The 19163-nt window shown below is 46.7% G+C and carries 18 protein-coding genes and 2 pseudogenes; 13 read left to right on the forward strand and 7 right to left on the reverse strand.

Going from position 1 to position 19163, the window contains the following annotated elements; translation table 11 throughout:
* Positions 1-183 precede the first annotated feature (183 nt).
* Entirely contained in the window at positions 184-1647 is a 1464-nt protein-coding gene (locus tag NSQ19_RS15325) for a transposase (RefSeq protein ID WP_328192315.1), read from the reverse strand.
* Between the two features lie 436 nt (positions 1648-2083).
* Here NSQ19_RS15325 and NSQ19_RS15330 point away from each other — a divergent pair, with 436 nt between their 5' ends.
* Genes NSQ19_RS15330 through NSQ19_RS15340 form a run of 3 tightly spaced genes read left to right on the forward strand, consistent with a single transcriptional unit; the run spans position 2084 to position 4577 of the window.
* A complete protein-coding gene (locus tag NSQ19_RS15330; RefSeq protein ID WP_013860852.1) occupies positions 2084-3283 on the forward strand; it encodes a saccharopine dehydrogenase family protein in 1200 nt (399 codons plus the stop codon).
* Complete coding sequence (gene nspC / locus NSQ19_RS15335; RefSeq protein ID WP_013860853.1) at positions 3283-4410, forward strand: carboxynorspermidine decarboxylase; 1128 nt, start codon at positions 3283-3285, stop codon at positions 4408-4410. Before NSQ19_RS15330 ends, nspC begins: the two co-directional genes overlap by 1 nt.
* Positions 4407-4577, forward strand: coding sequence for a hypothetical protein (locus NSQ19_RS15340; RefSeq protein WP_340703141.1), 171 nt, complete (start codon positions 4407-4409; stop codon positions 4575-4577). Before nspC ends, NSQ19_RS15340 begins: the two co-directional genes overlap by 4 nt.
* A 142-nt stretch (positions 4578-4719) precedes the next feature.
* On the opposite strand, the gene NSQ19_RS15345 is transcribed toward NSQ19_RS15340, so the two are convergent.
* Positions 4720-5088 (reverse strand): hypothetical protein, encoded by a 369-nt coding sequence (locus NSQ19_RS15345; protein WP_340703142.1) that lies wholly within the window; start codon positions 5086-5088, stop codon positions 4720-4722.
* Between the two features lie 49 nt (positions 5089-5137).
* On the opposite strand from NSQ19_RS15345, the gene NSQ19_RS15350 reads away from it, so the two are divergent.
* Complete coding sequence (locus NSQ19_RS15350) at positions 5138-6214, forward strand: DUF1611 domain-containing protein (protein WP_013860854.1); 1077 nt, start codon at positions 5138-5140, stop codon at positions 6212-6214.
* Positions 6214-7374, forward strand: a complete 1161-nt coding sequence (locus NSQ19_RS15355; RefSeq protein WP_013860855.1) for an alanine/ornithine racemase family PLP-dependent enzyme — start codon at positions 6214-6216, stop codon at positions 7372-7374. Before NSQ19_RS15350 ends, NSQ19_RS15355 begins: the two co-directional genes overlap by 1 nt.
* Before the next feature lie 37 nt (positions 7375-7411).
* Here NSQ19_RS15355 and NSQ19_RS15360 read toward each other — a convergent pair whose 3' ends face one another.
* From NSQ19_RS15360 to NSQ19_RS15380, 5 genes are all read right to left on the reverse strand, one after another.
* Complete coding sequence (locus tag NSQ19_RS15360) at positions 7412-8254, reverse strand: cysteine ABC transporter substrate-binding protein (protein ID WP_017554225.1); 843 nt, start codon at positions 8252-8254, stop codon at positions 7412-7414.
* 27 nt (positions 8255-8281) lie between these two features.
* Positions 8282-9019 carry an amino acid ABC transporter ATP-binding protein gene (locus tag NSQ19_RS15365; protein WP_017551200.1) on the reverse strand — a complete coding sequence of 246 codons (738 nt, stop codon included), beginning with the start codon at positions 9017-9019 and terminating at the stop codon, positions 8282-8284.
* Positions 9012-9701, reverse strand: coding sequence for an amino acid ABC transporter permease (locus tag NSQ19_RS15370; RefSeq protein ID WP_013860859.1), 690 nt, complete (start codon positions 9699-9701; stop codon positions 9012-9014). Before NSQ19_RS15370 ends, NSQ19_RS15365 begins: the two co-directional genes overlap by 8 nt.
* Complete coding sequence (locus NSQ19_RS15375; RefSeq protein ID WP_061566046.1) at positions 9682-10341, reverse strand: amino acid ABC transporter permease; 660 nt, start codon at positions 10339-10341, stop codon at positions 9682-9684. The genes NSQ19_RS15370 and NSQ19_RS15375 overlap by 20 nt, the downstream gene beginning before the upstream one ends.
* A gap of 503 nt (positions 10342-10844) precedes the next feature.
* Entirely contained in the window at positions 10845-12347 is a 1503-nt protein-coding gene (locus NSQ19_RS15380; RefSeq protein ID WP_265114587.1) for a malate:quinone oxidoreductase, read from the reverse strand.
* 348 nt (positions 12348-12695) lie between these two features.
* Here NSQ19_RS15380 and NSQ19_RS15385 point away from each other — a divergent pair, with 348 nt between their 5' ends.
* The 8 genes and pseudogenes from NSQ19_RS15385 to NSQ19_RS15420 all read left to right on the forward strand — a co-directional run.
* Complete coding sequence (locus tag NSQ19_RS15385) at positions 12696-14027, forward strand: MFS transporter (RefSeq protein WP_340703143.1); 1332 nt, start codon at positions 12696-12698, stop codon at positions 14025-14027.
* A 232-nt stretch (positions 14028-14259) separates the two neighbouring features.
* Entirely contained in the window at positions 14260-15162 is a 903-nt protein-coding gene (locus NSQ19_RS15390) for an ABC transporter ATP-binding protein (RefSeq protein WP_014096644.1), read from the forward strand.
* Position 15163: 1 nt separating this feature from the next.
* Positions 15164-15901 (forward strand): ABC transporter permease, encoded by a 738-nt coding sequence (locus NSQ19_RS15395; RefSeq protein WP_014096643.1) that lies wholly within the window; start codon positions 15164-15166, stop codon positions 15899-15901.
* A gap of 5 nt (positions 15902-15906) precedes the next feature.
* Positions 15907-17043, forward strand: coding sequence for a sensor histidine kinase (locus NSQ19_RS15400; RefSeq protein ID WP_041817988.1), 1137 nt, complete (start codon positions 15907-15909; stop codon positions 17041-17043).
* Positions 17040-17642 (forward strand): response regulator transcription factor, encoded by a 603-nt coding sequence (locus NSQ19_RS15405; protein WP_014096641.1) that lies wholly within the window; start codon positions 17040-17042, stop codon positions 17640-17642. The genes NSQ19_RS15400 and NSQ19_RS15405 overlap by 4 nt, the downstream gene beginning before the upstream one ends.
* Positions 17643-18039: 397 nt before the next feature.
* A complete protein-coding gene (locus NSQ19_RS15410; RefSeq protein ID WP_014096640.1) occupies positions 18040-18396 on the forward strand; it encodes a PadR family transcriptional regulator in 357 nt (118 codons plus the stop codon).
* A pseudogene (locus tag NSQ19_RS15415) lies at positions 18380-18712 on the forward strand (DUF1048 domain-containing protein). The gene NSQ19_RS15410 and the pseudogene NSQ19_RS15415 overlap by 17 nt, the downstream one beginning before the upstream one ends.
* Before the next feature lie 29 nt (positions 18713-18741).
* A pseudogene (locus NSQ19_RS15420) lies at positions 18742-18960 on the forward strand (DUF1048 domain-containing protein); the annotation flags it as partial.
* Between the last annotated feature and the right edge of the window lie 203 nt (positions 18961-19163).

The raw sequence follows: 19163 nt of genomic DNA on the forward strand, positions 1-19163 counted from the left end.
AAATTAATTATCCCGATTTTTTTGCCTTTTCATCCAGATTTTCAATTCAATAGAAGTAAAACGGTCATTTTCCTTCAAAAAAAGGGCATACGTATCCCGCCTTCACAAAATGGGTTTTTTTCACTACCCTTTGTGGAAAGGAAACGCTCATTTTATTTATTCACATATCCACCTGTGAATAACTTAATTTGCTCTTTGCAGCCGATTGCGTGTCCATCCACAATTGGCCTTTCCTGTCTGATGGTACGCCATATTTGCCATGATGTGCATAGATATCATGCATCGATCTACATGAGCTTCAACTGCCTGTTTCCCACGCTTGTGAACACGACGGAGACTGTATCCGTCTTTTAAAATGCCAAAGATTCTTTCGATGATCGTCCTGGCACTATATAACACTTCAAATGTGCGACCATGTTGAGGCAACTCGACATCTACTTGAGGCGTTTGATCAAAGTCTATCCTAAATACTCTTCCTTGTGCTGCCCCATTACAACATTCCGCGTGATTCGCTAGCGGGCAGGTGAGACCTTCTTGCTTGGCATTTGGATGAAATACAGGACAAGTGTAAATATATTGCCCCTTTTCCCGATCAGATCCTCTAAGTTCCATTTTATGTCCACTGATACAGATGGGAGTGCCGTACCGGTTGATTTTTTCAATCCCCCGGGCGGTAGTTGGTTTATCTTTACGGTTCCGTGGATTGATCGGTGCCACCAATTTCGCCTGTAATACATCCTTTGTCACTTTTTGATTTTCCGGCGTTTGGTAGATTCCATCTGCCAGGATAAAGCTCAACTGCTCAGCCATCTCGGGGTGCTCTGCCTTAAACGTTTCCAATGTCGGTTCTAATGTTTTCCCATCGGGTGTATTTCCTTTAAATACTTCCCGCGTCAAAGGCAAACCGGATCTCACCCCGCATACCATTGATAATTTATGCGCAATATAGGAGACTGCATTACTTTTACGCATTACCCCTACATTGTCGTCCGTAAGGACTCTGGGGCAATCGCAATTACCCTCACAAGAACACGTCTTCCTTGTTTTATTCAAGGTTGCTTCTGCCTCTATATGCGATGTATCCACGGCGGCTGCTTCCTCATTCGTTTCAACCACGCCTTCCCCTTTATTATATTCAACAACCAATAGCCGGGCTTTTTCCCAAAGACCATTTGTTGTCATGATTTGATCAAAACGAGCAAAGGAACGGTAGCTCGGAATTTTCTCCGTAAATCCACACATGGTGGCAAATAGCGGGTTTGATTTCACTTGCAAATAGACACTCTCCACCATCACTTCAATATACTGTAAAGAGGCCAGTTCAAAAGCACGAAAAAAGGGCATGAAAGGATGCGGTTTTCTCCCAGTGGAAGGGAGATGAAATAATGAAGACGCAGACTTGTCTTCTTCCTCCGTTATTGAAAATAGTGCCGGTTGTATTTCATTAGAAGGATCATGTGCTCTTTCATTTTTTAGGTGCAAATATAAAAGGGTGTAGTATTCTCGTTCAATCGGCTTAAAAATCTCCCATGGGAAACACATGGCTGGAATGACAAATGGTATATCGGCATAGTCTTGCCAATTGTGGGGAATCAAATTTTGTTGTATTGAAAAGTCTCTGGTTTGTGTTAGAATAGAAATAGTCATGAAATCACTCCCTGGATATTTGGTCGTACTTATATCTTAACAAAGGAGTGGCTTTCATGGCTCTTTTTTTTCAAAAAAAATCATCCTTTTCCGTTTTACAATATTTACCACAGGAATGAGTAGCCTAATCTATTGAAACCCGCCCAAAACCGACCAAAGTGGAAAAATTTAGACACTTATAATAAATAAATTTACCCCATTAAAATCAAAAACTCACAATTTCTTTTTACATTTGTCATAATGTTCCTACAAACGTCTTTTTTCTTTAGTGGAATAAATCAACGACCTTTAATTGTCTGACTGCTTACAGTTTCAGGGGATATAGCATTTTGGCAAGGGCTCTTAGGATGATGATTTCAAGCAAGTGTTGTGCGCACGTATGCGGATTGCACTTGCTTTTTATTATGCAAAAATTCTATTTGAAGGAGACAGAAGAATGGGAAAAGCGTTGATTATCGGGGCCGGCGGCGTGGCATCGGTCGCTGCGCATAAATGTGTCCAAAACAGCGAAGTCTTTGAAGAAATCTGCATCGCAAGCCGCACGAAATCAAAATGCGATGCGTTAAAAGCAAAGCTTGACGGCGGAAAAACGAAAGTGACGACTGCACAGGTCGATGCCAATCACGTCGATGAACTGGTTGCTTTAATTGAAAAAGTGAAACCGGATGTCGTCATGAATCTGGCGCTGCCTTACCAGGATTTAACCATCATGGAAGCCTGCCTTCAAACAAAAACAAACTATCTCGACACCGCGAACTATGAGCCGGAAGACACGGCAAAATTTGAATACAAATGGCAATGGGCATACCGCGAACGTTTTGAAGAAGCCGGCATTACCGCCCTTCTCGGCAGCGGCTTTGACCCGGGCGTAACAGGCGTATTTTCCGCTTATGCCCTGAAACACCATTTTGATGAAATCAATTATATTGATATTTTGGACTGCAATGCCGGCGACCATGGCTATCCGTTCGCAACAAACTTCAACCCGGAAATCAACATCCGCGAAGTTTCCGCCAACGGCAGCTACTGGGAAAACGGCAAATGGATCGAAACAAAACCGATGGAGATCAAACGCGTGTATGATTTTCCTGAAATCGGCGAACGCGACATGTACCTGCTGCACCATGAAGAGCTGGAGTCGCTTGCCGCAAATATCCCTGGCATTAAACGGATCCGTTTCTTCATGACGTTTGGCGAAAGTTACCTGACACATTTGAAATGCCTGGAAAACGTCGGCATGACTTCAATTGAGCCGATTGAATTTGAAGGCAAACAAATCGTGCCGCTGCAATTTCTGAAAGCTGTGCTGCCGGATCCGGCTTCCCTCGGCCCGCGCACAAAAGGGAAAACGAATATCGGCTGCATTTTCCGCGGCAAAAAAGACGGCAAGGACAAAACCTATTACCTTTACAATGTGTGCGACCATGAAGCCTGCTACAAAGAAGTCGGCTCGCAGGCGGTATCGTACACAACCGGCGTGCCGGCGATGATCGGCGCGATGATGCTGATCCAGGGCAAATGGGACAGAAAAGGCGTTTATAATGTGGAAGAGTTCGATCCTGATCCGTTCATGGAAGCTCTGAACAAATGGGGCCTGCCGTGGAAAGAAAGCTATAATCCGGAGCTTGTCGACTGATGCGATTTGAAGAACTGCCGACGCCTTGCTATGTAGTTGATGAACAAAAGCTCGAAGACAATTTGAAAATTTTAAACGGCGTGATGAAACGGACCGGGTGTAAAATTGTTTTGGCGCAAAAAGCTTTTTCGATGTTTGCTTTGTACCCGCTCATCGGCAAATACTTGAGCGGGACAACAGCAAGCGGCTTGTATGAAGCGCGCCTCGGGCATGAGGAAATGGGGAAAGAAAACCATATTTTTTCCGCCGCTTACCGTGAAGATGAAATCGATGAGATCGTCTCGATTTGCGATCATGTTATTTTTAATTCATTTTCACAGCTTGAGAAATTCAAAGGCCGCGTGATTGCAGGCGGGAAAAAGGCGGGCCTGCGCATCAATCCGGAATGCTCGACACAGACCGGGCATGCAATTTATGACCCTTGTTCGCCGGGCTCGCGCTTCGGCGTGACGCAGGAACAGTTCCGCCCTGATCTTCTGGACGGCGTAACCGGCCTCCATTTCCACACGCTCTGCCAGCAAAATGCGGACGATCTGGAGACAACGCTGAATGCCGTTGAAGAAAAGTTCGGGGAATGGCTGCCGCAAATGGAATGGATCAATTTCGGCGGCGGCCACCATATTACGAGGGAAGGCTATGACATTCCCTTGCTCGAAAAATGCATCAAGCGAATGCAGGACAAGTACGGTTTGGAAGTCTACCTTGAGCCGGGCGAAGCTGTTGCTTTAAATGCCGGCTATCTTGTCACGACAGTGCTTGACACGGTGAAAAACGGCATGGACATCGCGATCCTCGATACGTCCGCCTCGTGCCATATGCCGGATGTGCTGGAAATGCCGTACCGCCCGCCGCTCATCGGGGCCGGGGAGCCGGGCGAAAAACCGTATACGTACCGGCTTGGCGGCCAAACATGCCTCGCCGGCGATACGATCGGCGATTATTCCTTCGATAAGCCGCTTAAAGAAGGCGTTCGCCTTGTATTTGGCGATATGGCCATCTACACCATGGTGAAAAATACCACCTTTAATGGCATGCCGCTTCCGGCCATCGCGATCCAATATAAAAACGGCGACTGCGCAATTGTCCGTGAATTCGGCTATCACGACTTTAAAATGAGACTCGGGTGAATACCTGCATTACCCGGGCTAAGTGGAAACAATATAGACGAGGGAGAAAAGCGAAACCGCCGGCAGCCTATCCGTGGCTGATGATGCTTTCTGCTGCAGATTACCGGAAAAAGACGGTTAACATGGACATTTTGCAGGAACTGGAGGAATGGGCGATGAATGGGTAGGAAGTGCTTGACGCAATCAAAGAGTGGGAGAATTTGAGTGCCAATCGGGAAAACAAAGTATTGTACGAAGCCCGGCTGAAATTTTACGCGACCAGCTCGCGAATATCCGCGGTGAAAGAGAGGAAGGGCTCAGAGAAGGGATTCAAAAAGGGATTGAAGAAGGGGTACAAATAGCAATCAAAAAATGCTGAGCAAAGGCACCCCACCCGAAACGATCGCAGATATGCTTGATTATCCGCTTGAAGAAATCAAAAAAACCAGCGGGAATTAGAGCGGGGTAGCTAACTGAATCGCGCACCCGCCGCTTCCAAACGCAAGGGGGCTTTTCCAATGCCGGACTGGCGGCGGAATGGCCCCCTTTGCTATCTTGGTTGCATGCTTCCGGCTTCCCTTTTTTCCACAACATTGTTATAATAATATTTGGAAGCTTCCAATAACCTGGGGTTTCCGGCATGCCCATACGCAAACCCGGACAGCTATCTTCTTTAGTATTTTTACTATTTGAAGCCATTAGGTGTTCTTTTTGTGTTGCCTGAATTTCAATAAATGGAGGGATGGCAATGAAAAAGCGGGCAATTGTGTATTGCGAAAACCAATTTGGCACAACAGATGGCAAAACAGCAAACGGGCTCATCCGTGAACCCGGGAATTACACCATTACTGCCGTCATTGACAGCAGCAAACACGGGCAGGATGCCGGCATGCTCCTCGACAACAAATGGAGCGGCATTCCGGTTTGCAAAGACCTGGAAGACGCGCTCAGCCACTCCGGCCCGAAACCGGATGACTTCATTTTCGGCATCGCGCCGGCGAACGCCTTTTTAAAGCCGGAAGAAAGAAAAGTCATCCTGCAGGCAATGGAAGCCGGATTGAACATCATTAACCCGCTCCAGGAATTCTTAACCGATGATGAAGAAATGGCGGCCCATGCAAAGGCTTGCGGTGTCACGATCCGCGATATCCGTAAACCGCGGCCGAAAAAAGAATGGACTTTGTTTACCGGAGAAATTTTGAAAATGAACACCCCTGTCGTTGCCGTGCTCGGGACAGACGGGGCCTGCGGAAAACGGACAACCGCCAAATGCATTGAAAAGGCATTCATGGAAAAAGGCTACCGCCCGGCATTTATCGCAACCGGGCAGACAGGTTTGATCCAGGGCGCCAAGTACGGGTTTGCGATGGATGCTTTCCCGCTCCAATATTTAATCGGCGAACTGGAGCGCGAAATTTTGCGGGCCAATAAACAAGAACACCCGGATATTATCATCGTGGAAGGCCAGGGCGCGCTCAGCCACCCGGCATATGCAAGCTCAACCGGCATTTTAAAAGGAGCAAGGCCGCAAGCAGTCATTTTACAGCACGCCCCGAAACGAAAATATTTATCCGATTTTCCATTTGCCGAAGTGCCGAAAGTGGAAGATGAAATCAGCCTGATTGAACATTTCGGAAAGACAAAAGTCATCGGCATTACGCTCAACCATGATGGAATGGCAGACAGCGAACTGGAAGACACCATCCGCCGCTATGAAGAAACTTACCATCTTCCGGTTACGGATGTTTTAAAAACCGGCACAGACAAAATCATAAACGCCCTGATCGATTTCTTCCCTTCCCTGAAAAAGGCAGTGGTTTCCTGATGGCCGTTCTGCCACGGGTGGAAATCAATCTGGAGAAGATCCGGCATAATGCGAAAACATTAAAACAATTATTCGGGAGGAAAGGAATCAGCATTACAGGCGTTGTGAAAGGTGTCGCAGCCGATTTAAAAATTGCCGGCACCCTGGTGGATGCAGGCATCAAAAGCCTCGCAGACTCGAAAATTGCAAATATCGAAAAAATGAGAAAAGCGGGAATCAAGGCAGATTTGATTTTGCTCCGTGCCCCCGGGATCAGCGAAGCGGAAAAAACGGTCCGGTTTGCGGATATCAGCATGAACACGGAGCTGGATACGATCCGCGCATTATCCGCTGAAGCGGTGCGGCAACAGAAAACCCATAAAATCATCCTGATGGTGGAAATGGGAGATTTGAGGGAAGGCATATTATTAAAAGATGCCCCTGCTGTGATCAGAGAAATATTAACCTGCCCCGGGATTGAACTGGCCGGAATCGGGACAAATTTTGCCTGCTTTGGAGGCGTGCTCCCGACCGAACAGAAGATGCAGGCGTTTTCCCGGTTTGTCCATGCCATGCAGGAGCTGTTTTCCCTCAAACTTCCTTATGTTTCCGGCGGCAACTCCGCCAACTACAACTGGGCCGTAAAAACAAAAGACGCCGGGGCCGTAAACAATGTGCGGCTCGGCGAGTCCATTTTGCTGGGCCGCGAAACATCAGGCGGGCATACCATTCCGTCTTTATATCAGGATGCCTTTTGCTTTGTTGCCGAAGTCATCGAATCAAAAATCAAACCTTCCGTGCCGTATGGGACAATCGGCAAAAATGCATTCGGGGAACAGGTCACCTTTATCGACAGGGGCAACAGAAGGCGGACGATTGTCAGTGCAGGGCGGCATGATGTGCTTGTTTCAGGCCTTACCCCTGTCCGGCCGTTCCATATCATTGGCTCAAGCAGCGACCATATCATTTTGGATACACAAAATGCGGTTCTCGTGCCGGGCGATGAGGTGAGATTTTATATGGACTACGGCGCGATGCTGAGAGCCATGACGTCTCCGTATGTTTATAAAACGTACGTCCATGGTGCGGCCACAACCGAGCCTTACAAACAACAGTTTCTGCTTTCGCGCGGAACAAAGCAAAGCCGGCCCGCGGAAACCGAAAAAAGCCCCGCCAATTAAAGAAAAGGCAGGCTGCAAAAACGGCAGCCTGCCTTTTTTACTTCGTTATAATGATGTCTTCCGCACGGATATCACTGCCAAAATATGGCGCCAGATTTTTGTTGTAATCACTTTTGAAAAAGCCATTGTTGTTTAACTTCGTAATTTCTTTGTTCATCCAATTGAGGAGCGATTGATTCCCTTTTTTCACAGCAGGGGCAATATATTGGTTCGGCCCGAGCGTTTTAATGCCAACCGTATAATCCGGATGGTTTTTCACCCAGGCATACAGGTAGGAATTGTCGTCCGCCAGTGCAACGGCCCGCCCGTTTTTAAGCGCATTGAACTGTTCTGTTTTGGAATCGTACTTTTGCAATTTCACATCTTTTTGTTTGCTTGTAAAATAGTTTTCCGCAGTGGTGCCCTTGTTGACGATCAAAGACTTGCCTTTTAATTGGCTGACACTTGTGACCGGCTTTTTCTTCGGTGAAACGACACCGATGGAAACTTTCATGTACGGCTTGGCAAAATCAACAACTTGCTTCCGTTCCGGTGTGACTGTAAAATTCGCCAGAACCAGATCCACTTTATTCGATTTCAATGCATCCACACGGTTGTTGGCATTCACTTGCACGAATTTCACTTTTACGCCAAGATCTTTGGCAACTTGTTTGGCGAGCGCAACATCATATCCCTGGCGTTGCCCGTTTTTATCGACCCATCCGTACGGCGGAAGATCGCCGAATACGGCAATTTTGATCGTGCCGTTTTTCTTAATGGCTGAAACACTGGACGGATTGCTGCTTGAAGAATTGCCGGAACTTTTGCCGCAGCCTGCAAGCGCCAGCGACAAAATCAGTAAAAATGCTGAAACCAAACCAAACAATCGATGCTTTTTCATGGTCTAACCCTCCAAAATATTTTTCTTTTAAAAATCCATGCTTTCCAGAAAATTTTTCGCCCGCTCTGTCTGCGGTTTTGTGAAAAATTGGCGCCCGGGGGTTTCTTCGAGAATCTTCCCGTCTTCCAAAAACAAGATTTTATCCCCGATTTTCCGGGCAAAATTCATTTCATGCGTGACGACAATCATCGTCATCTTTTCTCTTGCCAACCGCAGGATGATCTCGAGCACGCCGCGCACCATTTCCGGGTCAAGCGAGGCGGTCACTTCATCAAACAGCATCAGCTTCGGGTTCAGCTCAAGCGCGCGGACAATCGCCACCCGCTGTTTCTGCCCGCCGGAAAGCTGGCGCGGATAGGCATTGGCATACTGCTCCATGCCGACTTCCTTTAACAGGCCCATTGCCTGGCGCGCCGCTTCGTCTTTTTTCCGTTTCTGGACTTTCACTGCACCGAGCAGGATGTTTTCCAACACCGTCATATTCGGAAACAGATCATAGCTCTGGAAAACCATTCCGATCTGCTGCCTGAGCCTGCGCCAATTTTTCGGCGACGGCCGCACGGTTTCCCCATTAAACAGAATGGTGCCGCCCTGGAAGGCTTCGAGACCGTTTAAGCAGCGGATCAATGTACTTTTTCCCGATCCCGACGGCCCGAGGAGAACAACAACACTGCCTTCCTCCACTTCGAAAGAGATATCCTCCAGCACTTGTTTTTCACCGTACGATTTTTTTAAATGTTCGACTTTCAGTAAAGGTTCAGCCATTAGCCCCTGCTTTGCCCCTCCTTTCTAACCGCCTTGCCAGCCGGGAAAGCGGATAGCATAAAATGAAATACAGGATAAATATAAAACCGTATATCCAAAACGCGCCATCCTGATAGCGGTGGCTATTCGCTTCGATGATTTGCTGGCCGACATTGATGACATCCACTACGCTGATCAATAGCAAAAGGGAAGTCGTCTTAATTATTCTGGTCATCAGGTTAATGGTCGCCGGAATCATTAAGTGGACTGATTGCGGCAGCAGCACGTACCGGTAAAGCTGAACCGTGCTTAAACCGACCGCTTTTCCGGATTCCACCTGATGCCTTGGGACAGAAATCAGCGCACCACGGACAATATCGCTCATTTCGGCAGCCATCCACAGGCTGAAGACAATCGTCCCGACCGTATCCGCCTTATAGTTGATGTTAAAGCTTTGCGGCAGAATATAGTAAAACAAAAATAACAGGACAATCGTCGGCACGATGCGGAAAAACTCCAAATACAGCCTGAGTAAAAGGCGGAGCAACGGATTGTGCAATGTCCTTAAAACCCCCAGCACGATGCCGAGGATACCGCCGAAAACGATGGACAGAAAAGCAATTTTTGCCGATACGTATAATCCACCCAGTAAACGTAAAAAGTTGGCTCCTTCAAAAAAGATATTAATTCCCAAATGTCCCATAACGCACCTTCTTCTCCAGCCATGTCAGCAAGATGGACAATGGAATTAAAATGATGGCATAAGCCACAACGAGCATAAACAGATACTCATTCGTGTTGTAATACATCCCGATCAAGTCAAGTGCCGTGTTGGTCAGTTCCGGAATCGCCAACACGGTAAAGATAGAGGTTTCCTTGATTAAAAAAATGACATTTGCGGCGAATGCCGGGACACTGAGCATCAATCCCTGCGGAAAGATGACGTAGCGTGCCAGCTGGAACCTGCTCAGACCGATCGCAAGCCCGGATTCAATCTGTGTTTTCGAAACGCCTGCAAGCCCTCCGGAAAACCCTTCTGCCATATAACTGCCGCCAAGAAAAATAATCCCGATAATCCCGCAAACCTCGGCAGAAAATTTGATCCCGACTTGCGGAAGCCCGTAAAAAAGGAAAAATAACTGGATCAATAAAGGCGTATTGCGGGACAGTTCCACATAGGCCGATACAAGCTTCCGTAAAACCGGCACCTTAAAATACTGGATAAAACTGCATATCAAGCCAAGAACACCAGCCCCGAGAATGCCGAAAAAGGAAAGCCGCAAAGTGAGCCAGAATCCTTTTTCAAACATGGGCAAGCTGTTTTGCACAACGGTCCAGTCCATCTCACCCCTCCTCGTATAATACGTTTAAATCCAGGTGGGCTTGCGCCAGCCGTCCGGTATGTATGGCGTTGCTGTCCCGAATCAGGTGCTTGCGCGTTTAAAGGCCGGACGACAAAAAGCCGTTTCCTAAGAAAACGACTGCCCTTTTTCAGGTATTGCTGCGGTTTTCTTATCTTGATAGACGATCATGAACTGTACTATTATGATGCCGGTTTCCAAGGACAGCCCTTCCGCCGCCCGGGATAAGAAATTTTCAGCATTTTAGCAACATCTTTATTTTACTGAACGCCGGGACAAAAATCAATATATTCCTATCGACTTGATAGGGTTTTCTTTGGATGGCACCCGAAAAAGAAAACAGCATGCCGAAATTGTTCCTCCGCTTGCACCCGTACTGCTTTCCGGCTGCCTGCAAAATGAATGCCGGTTAAGACGCGTTACAGCCAAAAAAGGCCTTCAATCCGCTTTAGGATCAAAGGCCCTTCATTTTAGCGCTCCACGCGTTACCGGTAGGCCGGTTCTTTTTCCGTCAGGCCGAGCGTCTCTGCCGTTTCAGCGTGAATTTGATGCAGCAGATCCGGATTTTCTGCGAGCCGCACGCCATAAGAAGGAATCATTTCTTTTATTTTTGGTGCCCATGCTTTTTTCCGGTCCGGGAAGCATTTTTCAATGACTTCGAGCATAACATGGACAGCAGTAGAAGCACCCGGCGAAGCGCCGAGCAATGCCGCGACTGAACCGTCAGCAGCTGTTACCACCTCTGTACCGAACTGGAGCGTGCCTTTTCCGCCTGCTTCCGTATCTTTAATCACCTGGACACGCTGCCCGGCTACGACAACATCCCAGTCTTCCAATCTCGCATCCGGAATGAATTCCTGCAGTGTCTCCAGGCGTTTTTCGTCTGACAATAGAAGCTGCCCGATCAAATATTTAACAAGCGGTACATTTTTTGCCCCGGACGCAAGCATCGTTACGACATTATTCGGCTTCACAGAACCAATCAGGTCTAAATTTGACCCTGTTTTTAAAAACTTCGGCGAGAAGCCGGCAAACGGGCCGAACAGCAAACACTTTTTATGGTCAATATATCTTGTATCCAAATGCGGCACGGACATCGGCGGCGCGCCGACTTTCGCTTTGCCGTACACTTTTGCATGGTGGCGGCTAATGACTTCAGGATTGTTGCACACCATAAATAACCCGCTTACCGGAAACCCTCCAATATGTTTGGACTCCGGAATGCCGGTTTTTTGGAGCAACGGCAAGCTTCCGCCACCGGCACCGATAAAAATAAATTTCGCCGTATGGTATTCGATCCTGTTGTGCTCAATATCATGCACTTTCACTTCCCAGTTTCCTTCCGGAGTGCGTTTAATATCCTGAACGGCATGCTTGTAGTTGATTTCGACATTTTGGCGTTGCAAATGATCAAACAGCATGCGGGTCAAGGCGCCGAAGTTGACGTCCGTCCCTGCATCGCTTTTTGTCGCCGCTACCGGTTCATTGGACTTCCTGCCTTCCATCACAAGCGGAATCCATTCCTTTAATTGCCCGGGGTCGTCGGAAAACGCCATTCCTTCAAAAAGCGGATGGGCTGACAGCGCTTTAAATCGTTTTTTTAGAAAAGCAACGTTCTCCTCCCCTTCTACGAGGCTCATATGCGGGATCGGCCGGATAAAGTCCTGCGGATTGCGGATCAGCCCCTTGCTGACCAGGTAGGACCAGAACTGCCTTGAAAGCTGGAACTGTTCATTTACATTTACAGCTTTTGTAATATCTATTGAGCCGTCCGGTTTTTCAGGCGTATAATTCAGCTCACATAATGCCGAGTGCCCGGTCCCCGCATTGTTCCATTCATTCGAACTTTCTTCCCCCGGTTTTGCCAGCTTCTCATATACGGTGATTTCCCAATCCGGGGCCAGTTCTTTCAGCAAGGTGCCCAGCGTTGCACTCATAATGCCGGCACCGATTAAGATGACGTCTGTCTTTCCCTGTCTGATGCTCATAATTACCTTCTCCTTATCCCTGTATTTGCTAATATTATTCCGGACACACTGCCTCTTTTTCAGAACAAGGCAGTCCCCGGGAAAACGCTTTACAAGTCTTAATATCATAATATCATATTTTATGATAATTCTTTAGAATAATGATACACAATTTGACAATGGAAATATCAGGAAACCTTTTTATTTGCTGAATGATTCATTCTTCATTTTGCTTAAAAATATAATATAATGAATCTTGTAAATAGAAATTTTACTGGTATATTTCTTGCATTTGCCAAAGGGGGATGCCAGGAGATATTTTTCACGGATTGAAGACGGAATTTTCATTTTACAAAGGGGGAAGACAAATTGGCACAAACAACCGGACGCACATCCAGACATGTGACTGCTAACATCTTTAAAGGATCACTTGGCAATCTGATCGAATGGTATGATTGGTATGTTTATTCTGCGTTTGCGGTTTATTTTTCATCAGAGTTTTTTCCGGAGGGGAACCAAACTGTCCAGTTATTAAATACAGCCGGGATTTTTGCCATTGGTTTTCTGATGCGGCCGCTCGGGAGCCTGATCATGGGCCGGTATGCAGACCGATACGGCCGCAGGGCTGCACTGACCCTTTCCGTTGCCATTATGGCGCTCGGTTCACTTATCATTGCCTGTACACCGGGATACAGCAGGATTGGTGTGCTGTCACCGGTTATTTTGGTCCTGGCCCGCCTTGTTCAGGGGATCTCGCTGGGCGGGGAATACGGCACTTCTGCTACTTATTTGTCCGAAATGGCAAGCAGCGGCCGCCGCGGCTTCTATTCCAGTTTCCCATACGTCACGCTTGTATCGGGGCAGTTGATCGCACTTGGTGTCCAAATTGTGCTCCAACTCGCATTAAATGAAAGCGAAATGACCTCGTGGGGATGGCGGATCCCGTTTGTGATCGGCGCGATTGGCGCATTGGTGGTCTTGTGGCTGCGCCGTACGATGGACGAGTCCGAACAATTCGAGGAGATGGGATCGGAAACGCGTAAAAATGCCGGAACGCTGAAGGTTCTGATGAATTATCCGAAAGCGGTGCTGACCGTTGTCGGCCTTACACTTGGCGGCACTGTCGCATTCTACACATTCACCACCTATCTGCAAAAATTTATGGTGAACACGTCCGGAATTGATAAAGAAACCGTCAGCTGGATCAACTTTATTGCCCTTTTCATCTTTGTTGTTTTCCAGCCGCTTGCCGGAAAGCTGTCCGACCGGATCGGGCGCAGGCCGCTGTTAATCGGCTTCGGCATTCTCGGGACCCTTTTGACCGTACCGATATTTTTATGGTTGAGAGAAACGCAGAACCCGGTTTTTGCTTTTCTTCTCATGATGGCAGGGCTGACCATTGTAACCGGCTATACTTCCATTAATGCCATTGTAAAAGCTGAGCTGTTCCCGACTGAAATCCGCGCGCTTGGTGTCGGGTTTCCCTATTCATTAACTGTCGCGGTCTTTGGCGGAACAGCCGAATTTATCGCGCTTTGGCTGAAAAATGCCGGCGTGGAATCCGCCTTTTTCTACTACGTCGCCGGCTGTATTGCCATCAGCCTGCTCACCTACTTATTCATGGCCGAATCCTCGAAGCATTCCCGGATCGAAGCAGAACTTCAATCCCGCCCGGATTCGAAAAACAAAATTATCACCTGAAAAAGCCAAACAGCTGCAGCGTGGCAGGCTGCAGCTGTTTTTGTGCAAAAAAATCCCTGCCAAGTAAAAACCCCGGTTCCTTTCTCCCCGATCCTCACGGTTAAACCGCTCGTCTTGGCCCTCGCTTCTAAATCATGATATGACAATTGTCATGCCAAAATGGTGACATTCCTTACTTAAAATCACTCCATGCTCCTTATACAATAATCGTATATACAAGGAGGCGCGGGTAATGAATGAGGTTTTATGTCTGGAAAATGTCACAAAAATGTTTAAACAGAAACCAGCGGTCAAAGATGTCAGTTTTTCAATTCACAAGGGGGAAGTAACAGCCATTCTTGGCCCGAATGGCGCGGGAAAGACGACCACCCTTTCCATGATTTTAGGGTTACTAAAACCGACAGCCGGCAAGATTAAACTTTTCAACAATGAGCCGGGCACATTGCAGGCCCGCCAAAGAACCGGCGTCATGCTGCAGGAAGTGAGCATAATGCCGGGGCTGACCATAAATGAACTTCTTATGCTGGTCAGAAGTTACTATCCTAGTCCATTGCCGCTAAAGGACCTGGTCCGTTTAACGGGGCTGACGGAAAAAGATTTAAAAACACGGACGGAAAAATTATCCGGCGGCCAGAAAAGACGCTTGAACTTTGCACTGGCACTTGCCGGAAACCCCGAGTTCATGATCTTTGACGAACCAACCGTTGGAATGGATATCACCGCGAGACAACATTTTTGGGAAACGATTAACCTCATGGCAAACCAGGGAAAGACGATCGTGTTCTCCACCCATTATTTACAGGAAGCAGATGACAATGCCCGCCGGATCCTGCTCTTTAAGGACGGCGGAATCATTGCCGGCGGGACGCCCGAACAAATCAAAACAAACATTTCAAAGAAAACCGTTTCTTTTTGCACGAATTCTGAACAATCACTGAAATTGCTTGATCATCATCCTGAAGTCGGGCAAATCTTTCGGAAAAATAACCGGGTGTACATCTGCTCGGATAATACAGACAGCGTACTGGAACTGCTTTTTCGGGAAAAAATCGGAGCGTACAATATTCAAATTGACAATGGAAATCTGGAAGATGCATTCAGCCGGATAACAAAAGAAAATCAGGAGGCCGATTAAAATGAAAGCTTTTCAACTGCAATGCAAAATGGAGATAAAACGCGTGCTGCGGAACCGTTATTTTGTTTTTTGGTCGCTGGCCATGCCCATTGTCTTTTATTACATTTTTACCAAAGTGGTGGACACCCATGCTCCGGATCCCGCCGCATGGAAAGCCCATTACTTAATGTCCATGACCGCCTTTAGTGTGATGGGCTCCTCTATCATGACCCTTGGAATCCGCATCGTCCAGGAACGTGCACAAGGATGGGCGGCATTTATGCGCCTCACACCCCTTCCTGATTCTATTTATTTATCAGCCCGGATGGCCGGACAGAGCGTAATTCATGTTTTTTCCATATGTATGATTTTCTTTGCAGGGGCCATTCTGAACAGGGTCTCATTGGCTCCGGCAGAATGGGCTATGAGCGGTGGATGGATATTGCTTGGATCGCTTCCATTTCTCTCGATTGGAACCTTAATCGGCTGTATGAAAAAAGTTGAAACAGCAGCCGCAATCAGCAATGTCCTCTATATGTTGCTAGCCGTTTGCGGCGGGATGTGGATGCCGATTGAAGTGATGCCAAAAACGATGCAAAATATCGCCCATTGGCTGCCATCCTATCATTTTGGAAGCGGCGCATGGGAAATTGTTCAAGGCGGGATGCCGGGCTGGAAAAATATTTTGGTTTTGCTCACTTATTTTGTTGTGTTCATGCTACTATCAAAATATATTCAAAGAAAACAAGAAACGGTGTGACCAAAATGAAAATGCCCCGCCTGTTTCCAAGCCGTTTGGGCTTCTTTCCCTATGTCTTTTTGATTTATATGCTGTTCCCTGCTTTTTCGTTATTAAAAGAAACCGGAATGAAGCAGCTTGTGGGCTATGGAATGCTTATGCTATTCTTTATGACGTATCGCCAGCTTTATTTTACAATCGGGAAAAAAGCTTTCACCTGTTGGCTGGCTTTGCAGCTGTCCATCATTTTCATTTATTGTATGTTTTACGGTTTAAGTTACATTTTCTTAGGCTTTTTCCCAGCGAACTTTACCGGTTATTATCGTGAAACAACAAAATTTTACCGGGGACTGACAGGTCTTGCTTTGGTGCTTTTGGTGCCGTTCCTCTATCATATATGGAATGCGCCATCCTTGCCCCGGGCAGGAGAATTGTTATTTTTCATCCCCTTTCTTATCGTCATGCTTATCTCGCCTTTCGGGTTACGCTCCATTGAACAGAGGAGAGAGCTTGAACGGAAGCTTGACCAGGCAAATCAGCGTATCGCTGAGCTTATCAAGCGCGAGGAACGCGTGCGGATTTCCCGCGATCTCCATGACAAACTGGGCCATACCCTCTCTCTGCTCACTTTAAAAAGCCAGTTGGTGCAACGTCTCATTTCCATTGACGCTGACCGTGCGCAGCAGGAGGCAAAAGAAATAGAATTAACTTCAAGAGCAGTCCTCAAGCAGGTCAGGGAACTTGTTTCCGATCTGCGGACGATTACCATTGCAGAGGAACTCATTCAAGTTCAACAGATTTTAAGAGCGGCAAACATTACTTACCAATACCATACCGGCGTTGAATTTTCAAAAATTCCCCCGTTAACGCAAAATATTGTAAGTTTGTGTATTCGTGAAGCTGTGACGAATGTCGTGAAACACAGCAGGGCAACGCATTGTATCATTTCCATTTCACAGTCTGCTGAACATGTCAAAATCGTCATTCAAGATAACGGGAAGGGAATAGATGAAAATAAACCAATGGGGAATGGTTTGCGGGGGATGGAAGAAAGATTGCAGTTAATCAACGGAGAGCTCAACTTTTACAACCAAAACGGCATGATTTTGGAATTGTCCATTCCGATTATTAAGAAAGAAGAACAGAAGGAGGCTGTTTTATGATTCGCATCTTTATTGCCGAAGATCAGAGAATGCTTTTAAGTGCATTAGGCTCCTTGCTCGGCATGGAAGAAGATATGGAGGTGATCGGCCAGGCAGTGAATGGCAGGGAGGCGCTCGAGGCCATTCTCAAGCTGAAGCCTGATGTTTGCTTAATGGACATTGAAATGCCGGTATTAAGTGGATTAGATGTTGCAGGAGAGCTGGCAAAGAAAAATGCCTTAACGAAAGTCATCATTTTGACAACCTTTGCCCGCCCCGGTTATTTTGAAAGGGCGGTAAAAAGCGGGGTACACGGCTACCTGCTGAAAGATGGCGAGATTCGTGAACTGGCAGATGCCATTCGCAAATGTGTGGCTGGCAAGCGGGTATTCAGCCCGGAACTTATGTTTGATGCCATCCGGGAAGAAAATCCGCTCACCGAAAGAGAACAGCAAATTTTGCGCCTGGCAGCTTTAGGAAAAACGACAAAAGCGATTACCGAAGAACTTTATTTATCCTCCGGCACGGTCCGCAACTACATCTCTGACATCATCCACAAACTGGGGGCAAACAACCGGACGGAAGCAGCAAGCATCGCCGAAGAAAAAGGATGGATCTAGCCTTTCATGAGACAAAAAAGGCCGCGTTGCTTTCATTCAGCCATTCAACCCGTTGTCCATCCTTTAAATAGACCGGCTGTGGGATGAAGTGCCAAGTGGCCCTCATGTCCCGCCCTTTCATTTCAAAAACCTTGTTTACTGATGACACGGTTTTCCGTGAGGTATCTAAATGAGGTTTTTTATTTTTTGCACAGGACTTCCATTCAGTCTGCCAAATGGGATCAACACACCCTTAAAGTTTTAAAAAAAGCTCTTTATCGAAAATTTATTGACAAAGGATGGTATTCAGTATTACTATATAGTTGTAGTTAGTAATACTAAATACCAGACATCCGAAAAACATGCACTACAACGTACTTTAAACAAATAAACGGAAAATAGAAAGGAAGGTGCAATATTGGAAAATATCACAGAAATGCTGAAAGGCGTGCTTGAGGGTTGTGTTCTTGAAATCATCAGCCGTGGTGAAACCTACGGCTACGAAATTACGCAACGGCTGCGAAAACTGGGCTTTACCGATGTGGTTGAAGGCACAGTTTATACGATTACCATGCGGCTTGAGAAAAAAAGTCTGGTGAACGTCGAGAAAAAGCCCTCCACAATGGGTCCGCCGCGAAAATTTTACACACTCAACGAAACAGGCCAAGAGCAGCTTGAAATTTTTTGGAGAAAATGGGAATTCATCTCAGGTAAAATGAATGAACTAAAAAAATTTAATCAAAAGGAGAAGCCATCTAATGAATATTTTGGATAAAATTTTTGGCGATTTTAACGAAAAGAAAGCATGGCGTGAAATGGAAAAACGCGCAAAAGCCTTGCCTGAAGACTACTACAACGCCTATAAAGCAATGCAAAAGTATCTTTGGAATACAGGCAGCGTGATGGATTGACAAGAAACCAAATTTGTCTTTACCCACATCATTGAACTGCTTGAAGAAGCCGCAGCAAATGGCAAGCGCGTTAAAGAAGTGACTGGCAGCGACGTAGCAGCTTTCTGTGACGAGCTCGCCATTGATGCAAAATCATGGGTTGATAATCAGCGCCAAAAACTCAACGATGCGATTAAATAATAGCACTTTGCTGAAGGAGGGAGACTTCAATGAACTTTTTCGAAAAAATCACCGGGAGCGATATGACAAAAGCAATAAAAAGTTTTGAAGCAAGGGCAAAAGTCTTGCCAGCAGAATATCAAACAGCGTGGAACGAAATAAAAAACAATCTCTGGGTTTACGGAGATTTCACCGGCCGTAATCTCATGCCGATTCTGGAAAGCGCGCTTGAACTGCTTGAAGTTGCATCAGCAGACGGCCAAAGCATCACTTTCCAGGCTGGGGTTTTCCACACATAAATCAAAAGGAGCAGATGCTTTTCTTCCAAAGGTAAGATGAACAAAGCCAAAAAGGTGCAAGTTCCTATTTGATATTTGCACCTTTTTGGCTTTTTCTTTTCCGGAGAAAACCTCATCTACTTATGATACGGTTCACCGTGGTAATTTAAGAGGCAAAAAATAAGCATTGGGAT

This window comes from Weizmannia sp. FSL W8-1119 (genome assembly GCF_038008605.1).
GTDB classification, from domain to species: domain Bacteria; phylum Bacillota; class Bacilli; order Bacillales; family Bacillaceae_C; genus Weizmannia; species Weizmannia coagulans.